Raw genomic sequence first — 17,723 nt, 5'->3', positions numbered from 1 at the left:
TATCAATATCGAACCGGGCGATTGGAAGCTGGAGGACATGATCACCGATACGAAGGACGGTATCTACATGACCACGAATAAATCGTGGTCGATCGATGACAAGCGGCTCAATTTCCAGTTCGGGTGCGAATACGCCCGGCTTATCAAGAACGGTAAACTTGGCGCAGTCGTCAAGAATCCGACGTACGCCGACATTACGCCCCGTTTCTGGAACAGCTGTGATGCCGTTGGCAACAAGAACGAGTGGCGTTTGTACGGCGTTCCCAACTGCGGCAAGGGAGAACCCGGGCAGAGCGCGTATGTCGGTCATGGGACCGCGCCGGCGCGGTTCCGGTGTGTCCCGGTGGGGATAGCAAAATAACACAATGGTCATTGGGTTGAGGTGAAGATGCTTGAGAAAAGAAAAAATATCAAGCCACCCAACCTTTGCCTGATTGCCATCTTTTTGCTATTTGCTGGCTGCGCTTACTTCAATACTTATTACAACACGCAAAATTATTTCAATCAGGGGATGAAGCTGGTCACGAGCGACACGCTCAAGTACGAATCCGAACTTTTTGATAAGACCATCGAGAAAGCGACGCTGGTGATCGTCAAATATCCGACTTCGCGGTGGGTTGATGACGCATTGCTTTTGATGGGCATCGCTTACTATTACAAGGGCGATTTCGCCCGTTCCCTGGAAAAACTCGACGTCTTCTGCCAGAACTACCCGGGATCCGGGAATTACCCGATGGCACGGTATTATAAGGGGCTTGCCCATTACCGGGAAAATAAATACAGCGAGGCGATCGTCGCTTTGATGGATGCGGCCGGATCGAAAAAGTTTCGGAAAAAAGCCCGGATCGCCCTATGCTATGTCTATAACAAACAGGGTGATTTCAGCACCCTGGTCAGTGCCGCACAGGAGCTGTTGAAGCAATCGCTGTCACTTAAGGAAAAAAAGGATGTACTGACGCTGATCGGCGAAGCGCAGTTCAAACTGGGATTGTATGACGACGCCCTCGTTACGTTTGACAAGCTGGTGGTGATGAGCCGCGATGCCGAAGAGAAGAAAAAACTGAAGCTCAAGATCGCGACCATTTACCTTGAACTGGACAAGTATGATCAGAGCATGATGTTCCTGGAAGGCGAGATTGACCCCGAGTTCCTGGTGCTTGAGGGCGAGCTGAAAAAAGAACTGGGAAAGCTCGATGAAGCGCGGGACCTGTACGCTGAGATCATCAACCGGAACCAGGCCGAATATGCGTCGCGCGCCTATTATGAACTGGCGCGGCTTTACGAGGAAGTCGACAGCATCGAGAGGGCGATCGCCTATTATGATACAGCCGTGCTTAAATCATCCGATAAATACGGACTGAGATCAAGGAACAAGTCCGACGTCCTGAAACGCACGATCAGCCTGCTGAATGAGACCGAGAACGTCGACCGTGCGCTGTTCATGCTGGCGGAATTGTACTTTGTCGATCTTAAGGACAATAAAAAAGCGCTTGACATGTACCGCCGGGTTTACACCGAGTACCCGAAAAGCACCTGGGCGCCAAAGGCGCTGTATGCCGAATTCTGGATCACCAAGAACATTATCAAGGACGATACTCTAGCGTTAAAGATCACCGCTGACCTCGCAGCCCGGTACCCGGCGACCGAATACGTCGTGAGCGCTGAATCGCTGATGAAATCGATCCCGGTCGATACGACGGGCGGGGAGAAGATGGAAGAGGTTCCGGTCATGCCCGACACCACCGGTGAAAGTCATGATCAGTAGGCAGCTGCTCGAGATCAAGCGTAAAAGGTGGCTCAGCGACACGGTCTTTGGCCTGGAGTTCTACCTGCCCGGCATTGATCCGAAACCCGGGCAGTTTTTCCAGGTGCGCGTGCAGGATGGCCATGATCCATTCCTGAACCGCCCCATCAGCATTGCTTCTTATTACCGGGACAAACTGCTCCTGGTCATCAGGGTCCAGGGACGGGGTACGAAGATCCTGAGTGAAAAAAAAGAGGGTGACCGCCTGCTCTTGATGGGTCCGTACGGCAACGGTGTCAAGGCGGTGAGAAAAAAAAGCCTGCTCCTTGCCGGCGGCATTGGTATCGCGCCGCTGTTTTTCCTGGCTCAGAACTTGTTCAAGAACCGGATCCAGTTCTCGGTCCTGTACGGCACGAAGAAGCCATCCGAGATAATTCTCAAGACTAATATCATCAAGATCTCCAACGAATCGATCTTCGTCACGGAGAGCGGCAGCCGCCGGCATGCGACCGCGCTGTCCGCGCTGCGAGAGATCGATATCAGCGAATATGAATTGCTGTACACGTGCGGACCGCGGGCCATGCTCAGAGAACTGCAGACCTTAGGTCTGTCCTTACCCGTGTACGCGTTCTGCGAAGATTTTTTGGGATGCGGCTGCGGACTGTGCCTTGGCTGCGCGATAAAATACCGGGGTGAGTATAAAAGGATCTGCGAGGATGGACCGGTCTTCGAACTTTCGAAGATTGAGTTTAACAATGGGTAACAGAATATCAGGTAATCAGGGGGATGGATACCGGGAGAACAGAATATCAGGGTGCCAGAATTCGCTGATACCCTGGTATCCTGATATTCACTTCCTGATGATCTGGTATCCGGATAACCAAAATGGTAAAAACACTTAAACTGTTCGGGCTTAAATTCAAGAATCCCGTCTTCCTCGCGTCCGGCGTTTTCGGATTCGGGCTGAAGTACCAAAACGTCAGCGGCGCGGTGGGCGCTTTTTTTACCAAAGGCGTGACGCTCATGCCGCGGCCGGGCAATCCGCCACCACGGATATACGAGACCTCATCGGGGCTTATCAACTGGGTGGGGCTGGAGAATCCCGGCGTGAAGGATTTTGTCCGGGAGATATTGCCGGCATTAAAGAAACTAAGGAGCAAAACGCGCGTTTTTGTGAACGTGGCGGGGTTCACGGTCGAAGATTTCTCCCGGATCGTCCAGGAGATAGGCGATCGGGTTGACGGTTTCGAGCTCAATGTGTCGTGTCCGAATGTCAAGGAAGGCGGTGCCGCGTTCGGCCAGGACCAGCGTATCGTTGGGCGCATAACGCGAAACGTGCGCCGGGTCACTGACCTGCCGGTCATCGTGAAGCTGACGCCGAATTTCTGCGATCCCCTGTTGATCGCCAGGGCGTGCGTCAATGCCGGTGCCGACGGGATTTCGCTGATCAACACTCTTTACGGGACGGCGTATTCGGCGGTGACGAAAAAAGCGGTGATAACCGGCGGTCTGTCCGGGCCGGCGGTAAAGCCGTACGCGCTGTACTGCGTGCACCGTGTGAGCCAGCTGAAAGTCCCGGTGATCGGCATGGGTGGGATAATGTCGGGCGGCGATGCCTATGAATTCCTGCTCGCCGGCGCTTCCGCGGTCGCGGTCGGTTCAGCATGCCTGCGCGATCCGTATGCACCGCTGGGAATAATCAAAGAATTGAAAAAAATATTGGGTGGCGGCATGGGGAAGGAGCCATGATATATGAATGACCGTTTGATCGTCGCGCTGGACATGAACGACTTAAAAAAAATACAGACCATCGTGGACGGTCTGGGTGACAGGGTGAACTGGTATAAGATCGGCGCGGTTCCCTTTACATATTTCGGGCCCGAGATCGTCAAGTTCATAAAATCTAAAGGTCGCAAGGTGATGCTCGATCTCAAGTACCATGATATCCCCAATACGGTCGCCCGGTCGTGCGAGGGCGCCATGGCGATGGGGGTCGACATGCTCACGCTCCATATCCAGGGCGGTTTTCAAATGCTGGAGGCCGTTGTGCAGGCCGCCCTGCTGACCGTTGATGTGAAAAAGGTCGAAAGACCAAAATTGCTCGGGATCACTGTGCTGACGAGTTTTGACGAGGCCTTATTCAAGGATATGTTCGGCGATATCAGCCGGACCCTCGATGAACACGTACTTTTTCTGGCGCAGCTGGCGCAAAGCGCCGGGCTCGACGGCGTGGTCGCGTCACCTCAGGAAACCGCTAAGATCCGCAGGACATGCGGCAAGGATTTTTTAATCGTCACGCCGGGCATACGGGCGCCGGGCCAGAGCGAGGATCAGGGAGACGACCAGGCGCGGACCATGACCGCGGCCGAAGCGATCAAGGCGGGCGCCGACTATATCGTGGTCGGCCGGCCGATCGTGAAAGCGAAGGACCCGCTGGCCGCCGCCAAGAAGATCCTCGAGGAGATCGAACATGGATTTGGAAAAACTGCTTAAGGACCTGAAGGTCCTGCAGGAAGGGCACTTCATCCTGAACTCGGGACTGCACAGCCAGTACTATTTTGAAAAGTTCCGGATCCTGGAAAACCCCGTGGCCACGACCAAACTATGCTCGCTGATCGTTAAACAGTTCAAGGACCCGAAAATAGAATGGGTGATCGGACCGACCACCGGCGGCGTCATCATTGCGTTCGAGACGGCGCGCCAGTTGGGCTGCCGCGCCGGATTTGCCGAAGAACGCGATGGCAAGAGGGTCGTTGCCCGCGGTTTCGATATCAAGGGGAAGAATATCCTGATCGTGGATGACGTGCTGACCACGGGCAAGTCGATCCAGGAAACGATCCAGGCGGTCAATGGACAGGCGGGCAATATCACGGGTATTGCCGTGCTCATCGACCGGCATTCAAAACCGCCGGCCTTTGAATTTTTCTCGCCTTACCGGAAAGATGTTGTAACCTACGCTCCTGACCAGTGTCCCTTGTGCAAGGCGAACGTACCCTTGACCCGGTTGGGCGGAGCGTAGGTCCTCCCTTCAACCCCTCATTTATGAACACATTTTCCCCTTGACATAGTGTGAATTGTATGTATAATACGCTAGAACAAGGAGGTAATTGATGAGAAAGCTATTCGCAATAGCAATAGCTCTGTCGATGATGAGCGGGCTGTACGCCCTGAAGCTCGGATTGGGAGTTGCTTACGAAGACGTACTTGAGGACGGAAGGTATTTTGCCATTAAGGCGGATGCGCGCGTACCGGTCCTGCCGATCCTTGACGTGCGCGGCGAACTACTGAACGTGGCGCTGCCTGATGGCGGAAAGGCGATAAAGTTTGGCACGTTCACCGGTTCAGACCTGCTCATTAAGCTGCCCATGCCCATGGCATTCCAGCCGTATCTTGCGATGGGTCTCTGGTTCGGTATGGGCCTTGAGGATGCACCGCTTGATTACATGAAAATAGACTTGAAAGCTGCATTGGGCGGCGAAATGGCTTTGGGTGGCGTCAACGCTTATTTGGAATTTGGACTCAACCCGTTCAATTGGACTAAGGACGCTGATCCAGCCACGTCAAACAGGTTATACGCGCAACTGGGTATAACCGTACCAGTTGGGTTATAAATATAATCAGTAATATACAAAAATACAATATTGTCAGAGGCGGGCTCATTTGCTCGCCTCTTTACTTCATGCCAGCGCTTGGTTGAAACCCGTGCACCCGGGTTATTTTGCAGTTTTGGTTATAAATAAATATTGACAATTATGACGATTTTTGTATAATAACATTTATATACAGGCACACGAATGGAAATTCCAAAATTAACTATCGGAAATATCATCGCTGATATCCCCATTGTCCAGGGCGGCATGGGGGTCAGGGTTTCTCTTGCTTCGCTTTCTTCAGCCGTGGCAAACGAAGGATGCATTGGCACGCTGTCCAGCGTTGGCCTCGGGGACATCGAAGCTTCAAAGCATGAGTATGAAAGAATGTCCAGGGAAGCGTTGATCCGCGAGATCCGCAAGGCAAAGAGCAAAACCAACGGTCACCTCGCGGTGAATTTCATGGGCGTGCTCAGCAACGTCGATGATCTGATCAAGGACGCGGTCGACGAAGGTATCAAGATGATCGTTTATGGCGCCGGACTCCCGACGAAGCTTCCGGAATTAGTAAATGAACACGGTGTCAACCTTGTGCCGATCGTCAGTTCGGCCCGGGTCGCGGAATTGATCCTGCGAGTCTGGGATAAGCGGTATAAAAGAACCGCGGACGGATTGATCCTGGAAGGCCCTCTGGCCGGGGGGCATCTTGGTTTCTCCGAAGAACAACTGGAACACCCTGAGGAATATTCTCTCGAAAAGCTCTTGCCGGAAGTCCTGGAAACCATCAAAATTTACGAAGATAAGTATGGAAAGAAAATACCGGTCATCACCGGAGGCGGTATTTACGACGGGAAAGATATCGCCCGGATGCTTTCTCTCGGCGCTTCGGGCGTTCAGATGGCGACCCGGTTCGTGTGTACTGAAGAATGCGATGTGTCGCGGGAATTCAAACAAGCTTATTTGGATGCCAAAAAAGAAGATATTGTTATTATTAAAAGTCCCGTAGGCATGCCCGGCCGGGCGATCAGAAATAACTTTTTAAAAGACCTGGAAGTCAAGGGAAAATTGAAGATCAAATGTCCTTACCGGTGCCTTTCTTTGTGCAAAGTCGAATCCGCGCAGTACTGCATCGCCCTGGCTTTGCTAAATTCCTATTTTGGCGATGTAGAGCACGGCTTGATCTTCTGCGGACAGAACGCGTATCGCGTTAATAAGATCGTCACGGTCAAGGAACTCGTCCAGGAATTGATCGCCGAACTCAGGGCTGCCTGAAAAATCCTTTCAACGAGCAATATACTAATATACTAAGTCAAGTTGCATTCCTGTTTTATTTTAATTAAACACATCCATACTTGAACAATTGACAAACTTTATAAGTCATAATATTGACAGCGCATTTTTTTCAATTATATTCATACCGGGAGGCAGAATGACTAAACTATTTACAGCATTAAGTAAAGCGATAGTTTGTTTGTCAGTGTCTAAGTTAATTATCGCTGGCGGTATTGCACCACCGCCAGTCATGGAATCAGGGGACCGCCTGAGAATAAATCCTGAACGACGTGAAGCGATCGAAAGAACGGGATATTTGGGTATCGCAACGAAGACCTGCGAAAACGGCGTGATCATAGAATATATCGACCCCGAAGGTCCGGCGGCAAAAGCCGGTTTTAAATTCGGTGATATCGTGACTATCATTGACGATCAGAAAATCGACAATAACGAGACATTCCGTGATTACATGAATAGCTCCGTGGCTGGCCAGAAACTAACGATGACTGTCTTGCGAAAAGATGCGGAAATCGTGTTGACCGCCACGTTGGATCCGGTTTCGCCCTTGACCATTCGCTTTAAGCTAGGTCAAATGCTGGGGGAGTCCTGGCGTGTCAAAGCCAATGCGGCGCTGGAAAGGGGCGATTATGAGAACGCGATAAAATATTATGAAACATGGCTGTACGCTGATCCCCAGGATAAAAAATCTTGGTATTGCCTCGCTTGCGCGTACGCGATGATCGGGAACAGGGAAAAATGCCTGAATGCATGGGAATACGCTATTGATGCCGGCTGGGAGGATTCCAAGTATCCTCCGCAGGACGAAAATTTAAAATTGATCCGGGATGATGAGCGCTTTGTCAATGGACTGCAACGGTGCGAACGTAACAAGTTGCTGAACAAACCGAAAAATTATATCAGGAACTATGTTGAGATGCCCAGTTTGGGGACTTATATAACGTTGTTGCCGCCGGATTACGATGTTTCAAAAGAGAAATATCCGTTATGCCTGATCCTCCATGGAGGGGGCTCGACCGAAATTGACTATGGCATGCTGGCCGACAATGTAGGCAGGGATGGTGTGATATATATCGTGCCTCGTTATCCCTATCCGCATACCGACCAATTTATGGATGAACGCAAGGAAGGGTGGACCGCGTCACCGCCCTATGATCTTGATAAGGATACTTCATGGTTTAAGGTCATTAACGATTTTAATATCGAGTGGATCTTTGCCTGCGCGGCGGATACGCGAAAGCGTTATCGCGTTTCCGGGTCTGAAGTATTTATGATCGGCCACTGCGCTGGAGCAACTATAGCAAACGAGTGCGCTATCCGGCATCCGGAATTGGTACGTTCGTATTTTGCTTATGCCGGTGCATTCCCTGATTTTTGTGTCGATGCAAAGGCGCTTGGAGGTCTTAAAAAACATAAAGTAAAGCCGTATCTAGCGCACTGCTCCGGGGATCAGCTAATCGATCCCGAAGAATCCATGAAAGCCGAGCGGGTAATGAAACAGGCCGGCATTGACTGTGTTTTAAGAATTTTTGATGCCAACCATTATGTATCCGGAGACGTATATTCGTTCATGAAAGAATGGGTGGATACCGAAATGCGAATGATTAAGAACTAGACTACTTCTACTTCCACACCCAAATCCGGAAAAAAGCTGTTCACCGTCACTTCTCTCTATTGCACAGATATTGCCGTTAGTACCATAGGTAATGATTTGGCGATATCTTTATAAAAAATCCGAGTATGAGCTTCTAATTTCTAGCAGCACCAACGGCCCGGCGCTCAATGTCAACGGCGGCAGTCTGTGAAATTTGACAACCGTGCTGATATGGAGCTAACCAAGCTTTTCGATCTCTCGGGCATCAAGGTGGTCGTCGAGGTAATTGTGAATATAACGGTCTTGCATATGAAGGCACACATTGCGCTTGGCTATGCGGTAGATGTTCAAGAGGTGCCGGACCGAGATGTTGTCGGTGGTGATATTTTTCCCGCCGGAACCGCAGGCAAGCATTAGTGAGGGTCTGAGTTTATTGTATGTGCCTCCCAGAGCGCCCTGCGACGCAGGCGTGTTCACCAGGATCCGGCCCGCGTTCACGACCGAAGCAAAATATGCTATCTTGTCTTCATCATTCGAGAAAATGCTTGCGGTATGCCCCAGTCCGCCATGCTGGTTTATCTTACAGCAAAGTGCAATAGCTTGTTCAAAGTCTTCAGCAACATAAAATGCCAGAATCGGAGCAAGTATTTCAAGCGATATCGGAGCTTCGATACCAACGTCTTTGAGGGGAGCAATCAAAACCGTGGTGTCTGGCGGCACTTTGATGCCAGCCATTTCCGCGATCAAATGGGCGGGTTGACCAATGACTTCAACCCTCATGACTATCTGTTCTTTATTGAATACAACTGGCTCAAGGCGCTTTATTTCCTCATCAGAAAGGAAATAGGCTTTTTGTTTTTTAAATTCTGTAATCACCTCGTTGGCATTTGATTTATTGACGACGACTGCCTGCTCGCTGGCGCAGACGGTTCCATTATCGAATGTTTTGGAAATGATGATTTGTTCAACGGCAAAGGGAATAACTGCTGATTTCCCAATGTAGACTGGTACGTTCCCCGGACCTATACCGATCGCCGGATTGCCGGACCGGTAAGATGCTCTCACGAGTTCAACCGAACCGGTGGCCAAAATGAGGGCAATCTTCCTGTGCGCCATCAGCGCCAGCACTTCCTCTTTGGTCGACGTTTTTATCCATTGTATGCAGTTCTCCGGAGCGCCGGCTTTGAGCGCAGCGTCATAAGTAATGCGGCATGCTTCAACTGAACACTTTCTGGCTGAACCGTGCGGTCGGATGATGATCGGGTTTCTCGACTTCATGGAAATCAAGATCTTGAAAAGAACCGTTGAAGTGGGGTTGGTTATAGGCGTGACCGCGAAAATCGGACCCATGGGTTGTGCTACCTCGACGATCCCATGTTCTTTGTCCTCAGCAATGACGCCGACAGTTTTGATGTCTTTAATGTCTTCATAGACGAAGCGGGTGGCAATGACGTTTTTGATGACTTTGTCTTCCCATCTGCCCAGCTTGGTCTCTTTGTATGCCAGTTTGGCTAAGTGATGACGGTTATTGAACCCCGCCTCAAAAACGGCTCTTGTTATGCGGTCGGTTTCTGCCTGGTCTAAGCGCCTGAAGGTTTCAGCAGCTTTTACCGCATTTGAAATGATCTGCTCAATATCGATGCCGGATATGGGATTATTCTCGTTCATGGCTGTCTTACCAATTCAATTATGTTCTATTGACTATAAAAGTCAAGGATGCGTGTTGCTATTAAGTCACTACCGACTGTCTTTTCAACCGGTGTTTTTCGCACAGGTGGCGCACCATAGTCCCGAAAGTCATATTGAGGGGAATCTAGCACAAATAGAAAACGGGGAGCGATCTTTGCGGTTGCTCCCCATATGTTTTGATAAGGTTGTACCCTCTCCGGGTTACGATTTGGGGCGTTATTTTGTTTAAATGTAATGATTTGATTCCGACCGCCCTGTCTTCATCTAATATCCCCCTGATTGACTGCAAGTGTTATTTTTGAACAAACCAGACGGGCTGGTTTGTTCGAAGAAACTTACCTTACTTTCACAACTTTTTGTACAATCTCATCGTCGATCTGTATGAAATAGACGCCAGGCTTCATTGCTTCGCAATTGATTACGGTGATTGAATATAAGATTACAGTGATAGACATCATCGTATCTTTATGACCTTCTGCATTATCTGGCCGTCAACCTCAATAAAATATATTCCGGGTTTGATTTTATCCGGCATTACGATCCGGCCCGTGATGTCGAAGACGCGGCATTTTTTGTCCTTTGGCAACTGTAGAGGACCGTTGATGATAGTAGCATTAGTTCTAGTTTTCACTGCAATATTTTTTTCCTCTTCCACCCCAAGGTGCGGTGGAAGGCTGATCACCGTGAAGTCTTCATCAGTACCATTCCCGGTGCTATATCCAGCAGCGTAAATATTACCATCAGAACCGTAGACAATATCAGAAGCTCTGTCATCACCATTCCCTGGTCCATTATATCTGTAAATCCAATTGGCATCACCAGCAGGTGAAAGGCTAATCACAATAAAGTCATTGCCGGTATGGCTAAAATCAACTCCAGCAGTATAAATATTGCCATCCGCACCATAGACAACGGAATTGGCATAGTCATTGTTATTCTCTGGCCCGTTATATCGATATACCCAATTGGTACTGCCGGTAGGGCTAAGGCTAATCACCGTAAAATCATTATCGGTGAAACTTGCATAACTAGATCCTGCAGCATAGATATTGCCATCGGCACCATAGATAAGGGAATTGGCGTAATCATTGTAATTCCCCGGGCCATTATACCGGTAAACCCAGTTGGTGTCGCCCGCAGTACTGAGGCTGACCACAATAAAATCATAATTAGTACTACTTCTCCAACTACGCCCTGCAGCATAAATATTGCCATCAGCGCCATAAATAATAGATCTAGCCTCATCCCAACCATTTCCTGGCCCATTATACCGGTATACCCAATTGGTATCGTGAGCAGTCGTAAGGCTTAACACCGTAAAGTCCTGACTGGTACCGTTGCCATAGCTAGATCCCGCGGCATAGATATTACCATCAGCACCGTAGACAATAGAATAGGCATAATCCTCACTATTTCCTGGTCCATTATAGCGATATATCCAGTTAACAATACCGAGAGTCGCAATGCTGATCACCGAAAAATCAGGATTAGAACTACTACCATAGCTAGATCCCGCGGCATAGATGTTGCCATCGGCACCATAGACTATGGAATTGATTTGACTTGTGCCATATCCATCATACCAATATACCCAGTTTGTATCACCAATAGGTGAAAGGCTAATTACTATAAAGTTAATAAAAGAACCCCAACCACTACGTCCCGCGACATATATGTTACCATCGGCACCATAGATAACGGAATTGACTTGATCATCACAATCTGCCGCGTTGTACTGGTATATCCAGTTAGTATCACCGGCGTTTGTAAGGCTGATCACTGCGATGTCGTTACTTGCATCGTTACCAAGGCAATATCCCGCTGCATAAATATTGCTATCAGCACCGTAGACAATGGAATTGGTAACATCCGAACCATTTCCTGATCCATTATAGCGATAGACCCAGCACTCTCCCTGGGCAAGAAGGATGAGGGGTAGGAGCAAGCATATAACGAATCTTAAGACATTGTACGTCTTCATAACTATCTCCTCACTTTATTATAAGTCATATCATTAAAAAAGCAAGGGTAAAAATAATGGTAAAAGGCGTGGTTGGGCTGTTCGTTGTTAAATAACTGAGTTCCCTTGACAACTGGTATGCACAGTGAAATATGCGGACTTATGATAAATTCCTGCTGATTGACAATATGTAAAAAGGTGTATACTATTAATCAAGAGAAAAAATGAAACTAATAAATATGTTCATCCCGTTAGAGAAAACCACCGATTTTAAGCAGTGGTTATTTCCGAATAAAGCTGACGGCGGTTTAATACCGCCGTCGCGCATTCCCTTCAGAGGATGGAGTTCTCTAACGGGATTTATTTTCTTTGTAACCCTTGCCGGCTGTGCCCCCAGGATCTTTTTAAAAGAGATAACTATTTATACCAACCCTCCGGGTGCGATGGTCAAGGTTAACGGAATGCCCGCAGGTTATGCTCCTTTGAAATATCCGGTCAGGATCGATAACATCGGGGGAAGTTGCATATTCGCCGGCAAAGTTTGGATGCCGTGCTTTTTTGACATCATTGCATCACCTAAATTTAAGAATCCATCCGATATTTCAAAAACATTGTATACAAGGACGCTGATATTGGCTGCTAAGGATATCTTAAGTTTACATAGACCGGCAGTATTTCTCGATCTAACGCGTAAGCCGGTAACCAAAGAATAGGAAATAAGAGTAAAATATGTACAAAACCAAACAGTTTGGATTGTTCGAATTACCTGTTTTCCAGCGTCTCGATCCGTTCTTGCAGTTTTTTGTTTTCCGCTTTTAATTCCTGCACCTGCTTGGCTAATTCCTGTATCGCGGCTAGGGCAATGCCGTCCGCATCGATCGTCGTGATGTGCTTATCGTCCTCACCCACGCCAAAACCAGCAAAATCCTGCGCCATGGGTCCAATATGCCGGATCGAGGGATCCTGGGATTTATAATTCCAGGTTGTGATCGGCATTTGCGACAGCTTGTTAAGAACAACCGCGCCGTCCACGGGTTCAAAATTTTCTTTCATATTGCGGTCACTGACCGCGGACCAAGAATTACCTCCGGCAGCTACATAAACACCGCTGGAAAGCGAGCTGTTAGTATAAAAATATACTCCTCCGCTGCAGCGTGCTACCCAACGGTTATCTACATTGGCAGCAACATCAGCATCTGTCGCATCACCCCAGACAAAACAACCCTGGTTGTTTGCTTTCGCACGTCTACCAGCAGCAAACGAATAATTACCAGCAGCTTTGTTGGCAATGCCACCAGGAACTGTAGCGTTAATGCCGCTGGCTGTATCCGCTCTGCCACCGCCCACAGTCGCGTAAGTATTAGTTGCTCTATTCAGCAGTCCGCCACTAATAATCGCATGATTGCTACTCGCGATGTTTTGTTGCCCCCCGCCTACAGTCGCATAATTATCATAAGTGTGATTATTACTTCCTCCTCCCACGGTCGAATAAGCGGAATCGGCGGAGTTGAATGATCCACCGCCCACAGTCGCATAACTCCAACCAACATCGTTATCATCTCCACCTCCAATCGTGGAAGCATATCCACGGGCGGTATTGTTTCTACCTCCGCCAATATAGCTTACTCTTGCTGTAGCCGCATTATATAACCCACCACACACGGTAGCAAAGCTGTCTTCCGCAGCGTCGCCCGCCAGGTTATTGTAACCCGAAAATACACCACCATAATTCGCAACGGCACTATCAAGGGATCCACCTGCCACGACTGATGCATAGCCGCTGGCAACATTGCCATTACCACCACCCATTGCGGCATAATAACCGCTGGCGGCATTATTGATTCCACCACCTACGGTCGCGCATTGACCGCTTGCGATATTATTTACACCGCCTCCCACGGCAGTATAATAATTATTTGCAGTGTTTAAATAGCCGCCACTTACGGTTGTAGCATATTCGCTGGCTGTGTTGTCCCAGCCGCCGCCGACAAACGCAAACCTCGCCAGTGCAGAATTGTTATATCCTGCACAAACAGCCGCCGCAGTATCTACTGCGTTATCACCGGCAAGATTGCTATAGCCAGAAAGTGCACCTCCATATAGCGCCTTCGCAGTATCAGCCCATCCGCCGCCTACAGTCGCACAAAGGCCACTGGCATTGTTCCTAAATCCACCGCTTACGGTCGCATTAGAACTGCTAGCCGTGTTGTAGCTTCCTCCAGCGACGGTGCAGTATCTAGAAGGCTGTCCCGCTCTTCCGGTCGTGCACGCGACCCCAAAATTCACATGTGTGCTATCTGCACTACCATACAGGACGTTTCCAGAACGGGTAAGACCCCACCTGCCACCCATTTGAAGGGTCGTATCAGCACCATCGGAAATCAGAAATATCCAGTCGTTATCAGGTGCGGCATTACGGGAATACTGCGCGGTGTCAGAATAGGTTGAGGTGTATGAATATACGCTGGACACGATTTGAGTCCGGGGTGATAGTGTTTGACCCGCCACGGACAATTCCAGCCAGCGGTTAGTGCTGTTGGTGAAAACGCTATCCGGGATCGGAGAGACGCTGCCCAAGAGCACATTAAATATGCCCTTGTCCACACTGACCGTGCTTTGTGTCTCCGTCCACTTCTGATTGCCCGCAGATACAGCATCGAATATCGCGAAGGTCATCGAAACTGAAGGATTGGTTATTGGATTGCCTTGGGTGTCGGTCAAATAGCCCTGGTAATTAAGCATTCTGGGTGCCAGACGTACTTGGCCGTTGTTCTTGTACACTGACTGACTAAATGCGAATATTAGAATTATGGCCACGCAAATTCCTGTTTTGCCTAACATAAAGCCTCCCTTTGCCGCATAAATGCGGCAATATTATTTATATGTAATTATACTCTCATACTATTAATTATACTGTAATGACCAAAAATAGGTTTTTGTAACAATCTACCCGTTGTTTATCAAGTATATAAAAATGCCAATATAAGTCAATCATATACCATTGATAAATGGGTATGGGGGCGCAGGCAAAGCGTATGCAATAATCCGTGATGTCCTGCCATACCAGAATGAAGACAATGATGAATTTATGATAGTACAATAGACCTTGACAGAAGGGAATCAGCAAGGTACTATTAAATGGAACAAATTGGGATCAAATCTCTACATTCTACATTGATTTGTGAAGCGATTTTTTACTCATAGAGCATAACTTTGATTAAGGATTATCTATGATATGAAAATGTATCACGAAACAGAGAAACCTGGGAACAAGGATGTACATGAGAAATGGAAGCGCGGGGGTGTAAAAATGAAAAAGGAATTTACATGGGGTTGGTCGTGCATGTAGAATGTAGAGATTTGACCCCATATACCCTATATTTTGGCACACAGATGGCACAAATCTGGCACAAATGAATCGGGGAGCGGTCCGTGTGATCGCTCTCCTTATCAAAGGACTGCTTCTTTACATCATATGTTTTGTGACTATAATATTTAAGCATAAAGAAGATGAAAATGAATAAACCTAAGAACAAGCATTCTTGGGATATTAGCGAAAAACCTTCAACACAAACCAAACTAGGAATCCTAAGACAGGTTTTTGATATGTGGCTTACAATATGGAACGCTCCAAACCAATATTGGGTAAAAGAACTATATGTTATAGACCTGTTTGCGGGTAGGGGAATTTATATAGACAATGGTAGATCTGTTTATGGATCACCATTAATATTTTTAGATGTTATTTCAGACAAATTGCCAAAATTAAGAAAGGGATTAAAGGTTAAAATCTTTGCAGTTGAAAAAGATGAAAATAATTTTTATGATTTAACCATGAATATTAAAAAGTTTATTAAGGAACACCCACAAATAGTGAATGTAATTAATGTGAAATGCTATCCCGAAGACTGTAATATTGCTATACAAAAGATACTAAAAGAAATAGAGAACAATACAAAATGTCCTCTATTCGTATTGATTGATCCCTATGGAATTAAAATTAAAAAAACAACACTGGAACCGATTATTAAACTTGAAAATCCCAAAGATATATTGTTAAACTATATTCTAGAAGGTGTTCGAAGAACCGTTGGAATAGCAAAAAAAGAGCATTCGGGTGCATCGCTTAATATCAGAGAAATAGGGTCTTTAAGGACGTTGAGAGATTTTCTTGGTGATAGTATTGATATAACAAATGGAAACGGTACAAATGATTATGAAATATTGGAACAATATGTAAAATCATTGTTTATACCAGGTGATCTAATAGTTGTTGGTTATGACATGAAATATCCTAATAGAGATGATATCCTATATTTTCTACTATTTGCATCTAGGAAAGTAGAAATTACTGATATTGTTAAAGACATTTATGCTAGAACTAAAGAAAAACAGGATCCCACATTATTTGGTATTGAATCACAAAAAACAAATATTTTTACAATGCATCCTAAAATACAATCCATTGAACGCAAATCACTATTGTATAAATCTGAAGTCGAGTATGGACATTGGACGATAAATCATATTGAAGGTTGCGTGCATGGCTGTAGATTCCCGTGTTATGCATATATGATGAGCAAAAAATTTGGTAGAGTTACAAACATGAATGAATGGAGAAAAATAAAAATAGTGGGAAATGCATTAATATTACTTGAGAAAGAAATAAAAAAATTCTATGGAGAGTTAGACCGTGTTCACCTATGTTTTATGACTGACCCCTTTATGTATGATAAAGACAGAAATACATTAATACCGGAAATCAAAAATCTTACTCTCAAAATTATTGAGATGCTAAATATGAATAATATTAGAGTTACAACTCTAACGAAAGGGCAATATCCCGATGAAATGCTAGATGAAAAATTTTTAAAAAGTAATGAATATGGAATAACATTAGTTTCTTTAAATGAGCAATTTAAGCAGAACTATGAACCCTATTCTGCTCCTTATGGGGTGCGTATTGACTCCATAAAAAGGCTACACAAAAAGGGACATAAAACGTGGGTGAGCATTGAACCTTATCCTACGCCAAATCTAGATAGCAGTGCGTTAAAAATCGAAAATTTACTTAATGAAATAGGTTTTGTTGATAAAATCATATTTGGTAAAATAAATTATAATGTACAATCAACAAAATTTAAAGATAATGACTCATTCTACAAAACTATTTCAAAGACAATTATTACGTTCTGTGAAAAACATAAAATAAAGTATCATATAAAATCCGGTACCCCGTACAGCAAAAGACAAACAGAAGATATTTTTGCTACAACGAATGTGAAATAGCGTAAAATCAAATTATGCCAGGGGGTATGGTGGGCAGGCTCAGCGGATTTGTATTAACACTGTCTCCCAAGTTGCACAAAAATTTCACATTTTGCTAATGTCAATTGGGGTCAAATCTCTACATTCTACATTAGTTTGCGATTTTTCCACACAGAACTTGATTTTGATTAAAGAGCTACTATTATTTGAAAATATATCGAAAACAGAGAAACTTGCGAATAAGGATGTACAAGACAACAGGAGCGTTGGGGGTGAAAAAATGAAAAAGGAATTTACATGGGGTTGGTCGTGCATGTAGAATGTAGAGATTTGACCCCATATACCTTGACCCATATACCCCTGTATGTTTTGACCGCCTTTTCCGTTATAAAGTCCCCTCATTGACTAAAGTGCGATTCCGTCAATTTTTATAACCCACGAAATACAAGTTAAAATCGCGTAGATGCATTCTGGGACGTGCTTTGCACCCTTTTGACCATTGCCGAGTATTAAGGTCTATTACCGAGTAATTTGGATTAAATTTGGCACTAAAATGGCACTGGGTTAAAATAGTCCCAGGCAGAACGT

The 17,723-nt window shown here is 46.4% G+C and carries 14 protein-coding genes; 11 read left to right on the top strand and 3 right to left on the bottom strand.

Translation table 11 applies throughout. The annotated features are described in order from the left end of the window. From VF399_00890 to VF399_00850, 9 genes are all read left to right on the top strand, one after another. Positions 1 to 361: metallopeptidase TldD-related protein (locus tag VF399_00890; GenBank protein HEX7318896.1), on the top strand; the 361-nt coding region annotated here is incomplete at its 5' end. 27 nt (positions 362 to 388) lie between these two features. Next, positions 389 to 1,765: a tetratricopeptide repeat protein gene (locus tag VF399_00885; GenBank protein HEX7318895.1), complete on the top strand. Its 1,377-nt coding sequence runs from the start codon at positions 389 to 391 to the stop codon at positions 1,763 to 1,765. Beyond that, positions 1,755 to 2,507 (top strand): hypothetical protein, encoded by a 753-nt coding sequence (locus VF399_00880; GenBank protein ID HEX7318894.1) that lies wholly within the window; start codon positions 1,755 to 1,757, stop codon positions 2,505 to 2,507. Before VF399_00885 ends, VF399_00880 begins: the two co-directional genes overlap by 11 nt. A 122-nt stretch (positions 2,508 to 2,629) precedes the next feature. Next, positions 2,630 to 3,493 (top strand): dihydroorotate dehydrogenase, encoded by an 864-nt coding sequence (locus VF399_00875; protein HEX7318893.1) that lies wholly within the window; start codon positions 2,630 to 2,632, stop codon positions 3,491 to 3,493. 3 nt (positions 3,494 to 3,496) lie between these two features. Further along, positions 3,497 to 4,237 carry an orotidine-5'-phosphate decarboxylase gene (gene pyrF / locus VF399_00870; protein ID HEX7318892.1) on the top strand — a complete coding sequence of 247 codons (741 nt, stop codon included), beginning with the start codon at positions 3,497 to 3,499 and terminating at the stop codon, positions 4,235 to 4,237. Then, on the top strand, positions 4,215 to 4,763 hold the full coding sequence (locus tag VF399_00865; protein ID HEX7318891.1) for an orotate phosphoribosyltransferase: 549 nt from the start codon (positions 4,215 to 4,217) through the stop codon (positions 4,761 to 4,763). Before pyrF ends, VF399_00865 begins: the two co-directional genes overlap by 23 nt. A gap of 91 nt (positions 4,764 to 4,854) precedes the next feature. Then, positions 4,855 to 5,355 (top strand): hypothetical protein, encoded by a 501-nt coding sequence (locus VF399_00860; protein ID HEX7318890.1) that lies wholly within the window; start codon positions 4,855 to 4,857, stop codon positions 5,353 to 5,355. A 183-nt stretch (positions 5,356 to 5,538) separates the two neighbouring features. Then, the gene (locus tag VF399_00855; protein ID HEX7318889.1) at positions 5,539 to 6,606 is read left to right on the top strand and encodes a nitronate monooxygenase; all 1,068 of its coding nucleotides are present in this window, start codon (positions 5,539 to 5,541) and stop codon (positions 6,604 to 6,606) included. A 157-nt stretch (positions 6,607 to 6,763) separates the two neighbouring features. Then, positions 6,764 to 8,239, top strand: coding sequence for a PDZ domain-containing protein (locus VF399_00850; GenBank protein ID HEX7318888.1), 1,476 nt, complete (start codon positions 6,764 to 6,766; stop codon positions 8,237 to 8,239). 216 nt (positions 8,240 to 8,455) lie between these two features. Here VF399_00850 and VF399_00845 read toward each other — a convergent pair whose 3' ends face one another. Both VF399_00845 and VF399_00840 read right to left on the bottom strand, forming a co-directional pair. Further along, positions 8,456 to 9,886 (bottom strand): aldehyde dehydrogenase family protein, encoded by a 1,431-nt coding sequence (locus tag VF399_00845; protein HEX7318887.1) that lies wholly within the window; start codon positions 9,884 to 9,886, stop codon positions 8,456 to 8,458. 475 nt (positions 9,887 to 10,361) lie between these two features. Beyond that, complete coding sequence (locus tag VF399_00840; GenBank protein HEX7318886.1) at positions 10,362 to 11,888, bottom strand: hypothetical protein; 1,527 nt, start codon at positions 11,886 to 11,888, stop codon at positions 10,362 to 10,364. A 203-nt stretch (positions 11,889 to 12,091) separates the two neighbouring features. Here VF399_00840 and VF399_00835 point away from each other — a divergent pair, with 203 nt between their 5' ends. Continuing rightward, positions 12,092 to 12,580, top strand: a complete 489-nt coding sequence (locus tag VF399_00835; protein HEX7318885.1) for a PEGA domain-containing protein — start codon at positions 12,092 to 12,094, stop codon at positions 12,578 to 12,580. A gap of 49 nt (positions 12,581 to 12,629) precedes the next feature. Here the strand turns inward: VF399_00835 and VF399_00830 are convergent, their stop codons facing one another. After that, on the bottom strand, positions 12,630 to 14,708 hold the full coding sequence (locus tag VF399_00830; GenBank protein HEX7318884.1) for a tail fiber domain-containing protein: 2,079 nt from the start codon (positions 14,706 to 14,708) through the stop codon (positions 12,630 to 12,632). Between the two features lie 675 nt (positions 14,709 to 15,383). Between VF399_00830 and tcmP the strand changes: the two genes are divergently transcribed. After that, positions 15,384 to 17,156: a three-Cys-motif partner protein TcmP gene (gene tcmP, locus VF399_00825; GenBank protein HEX7318883.1), complete on the top strand. Its 1,773-nt coding sequence runs from the start codon at positions 15,384 to 15,386 to the stop codon at positions 17,154 to 17,156. The last annotated feature ends 567 nt before the right edge of the window (positions 17,157 to 17,723 follow it).

It is taken from the genome of bacterium (assembly GCA_036382775.1).
Lineage (GTDB): Bacteria > Hydrothermota > Tepidihabitantia > SM23-42 > JAOAFX01 > DASVHD01.
This window is presented reverse-complemented; position numbering and strand designations above follow the sequence as displayed.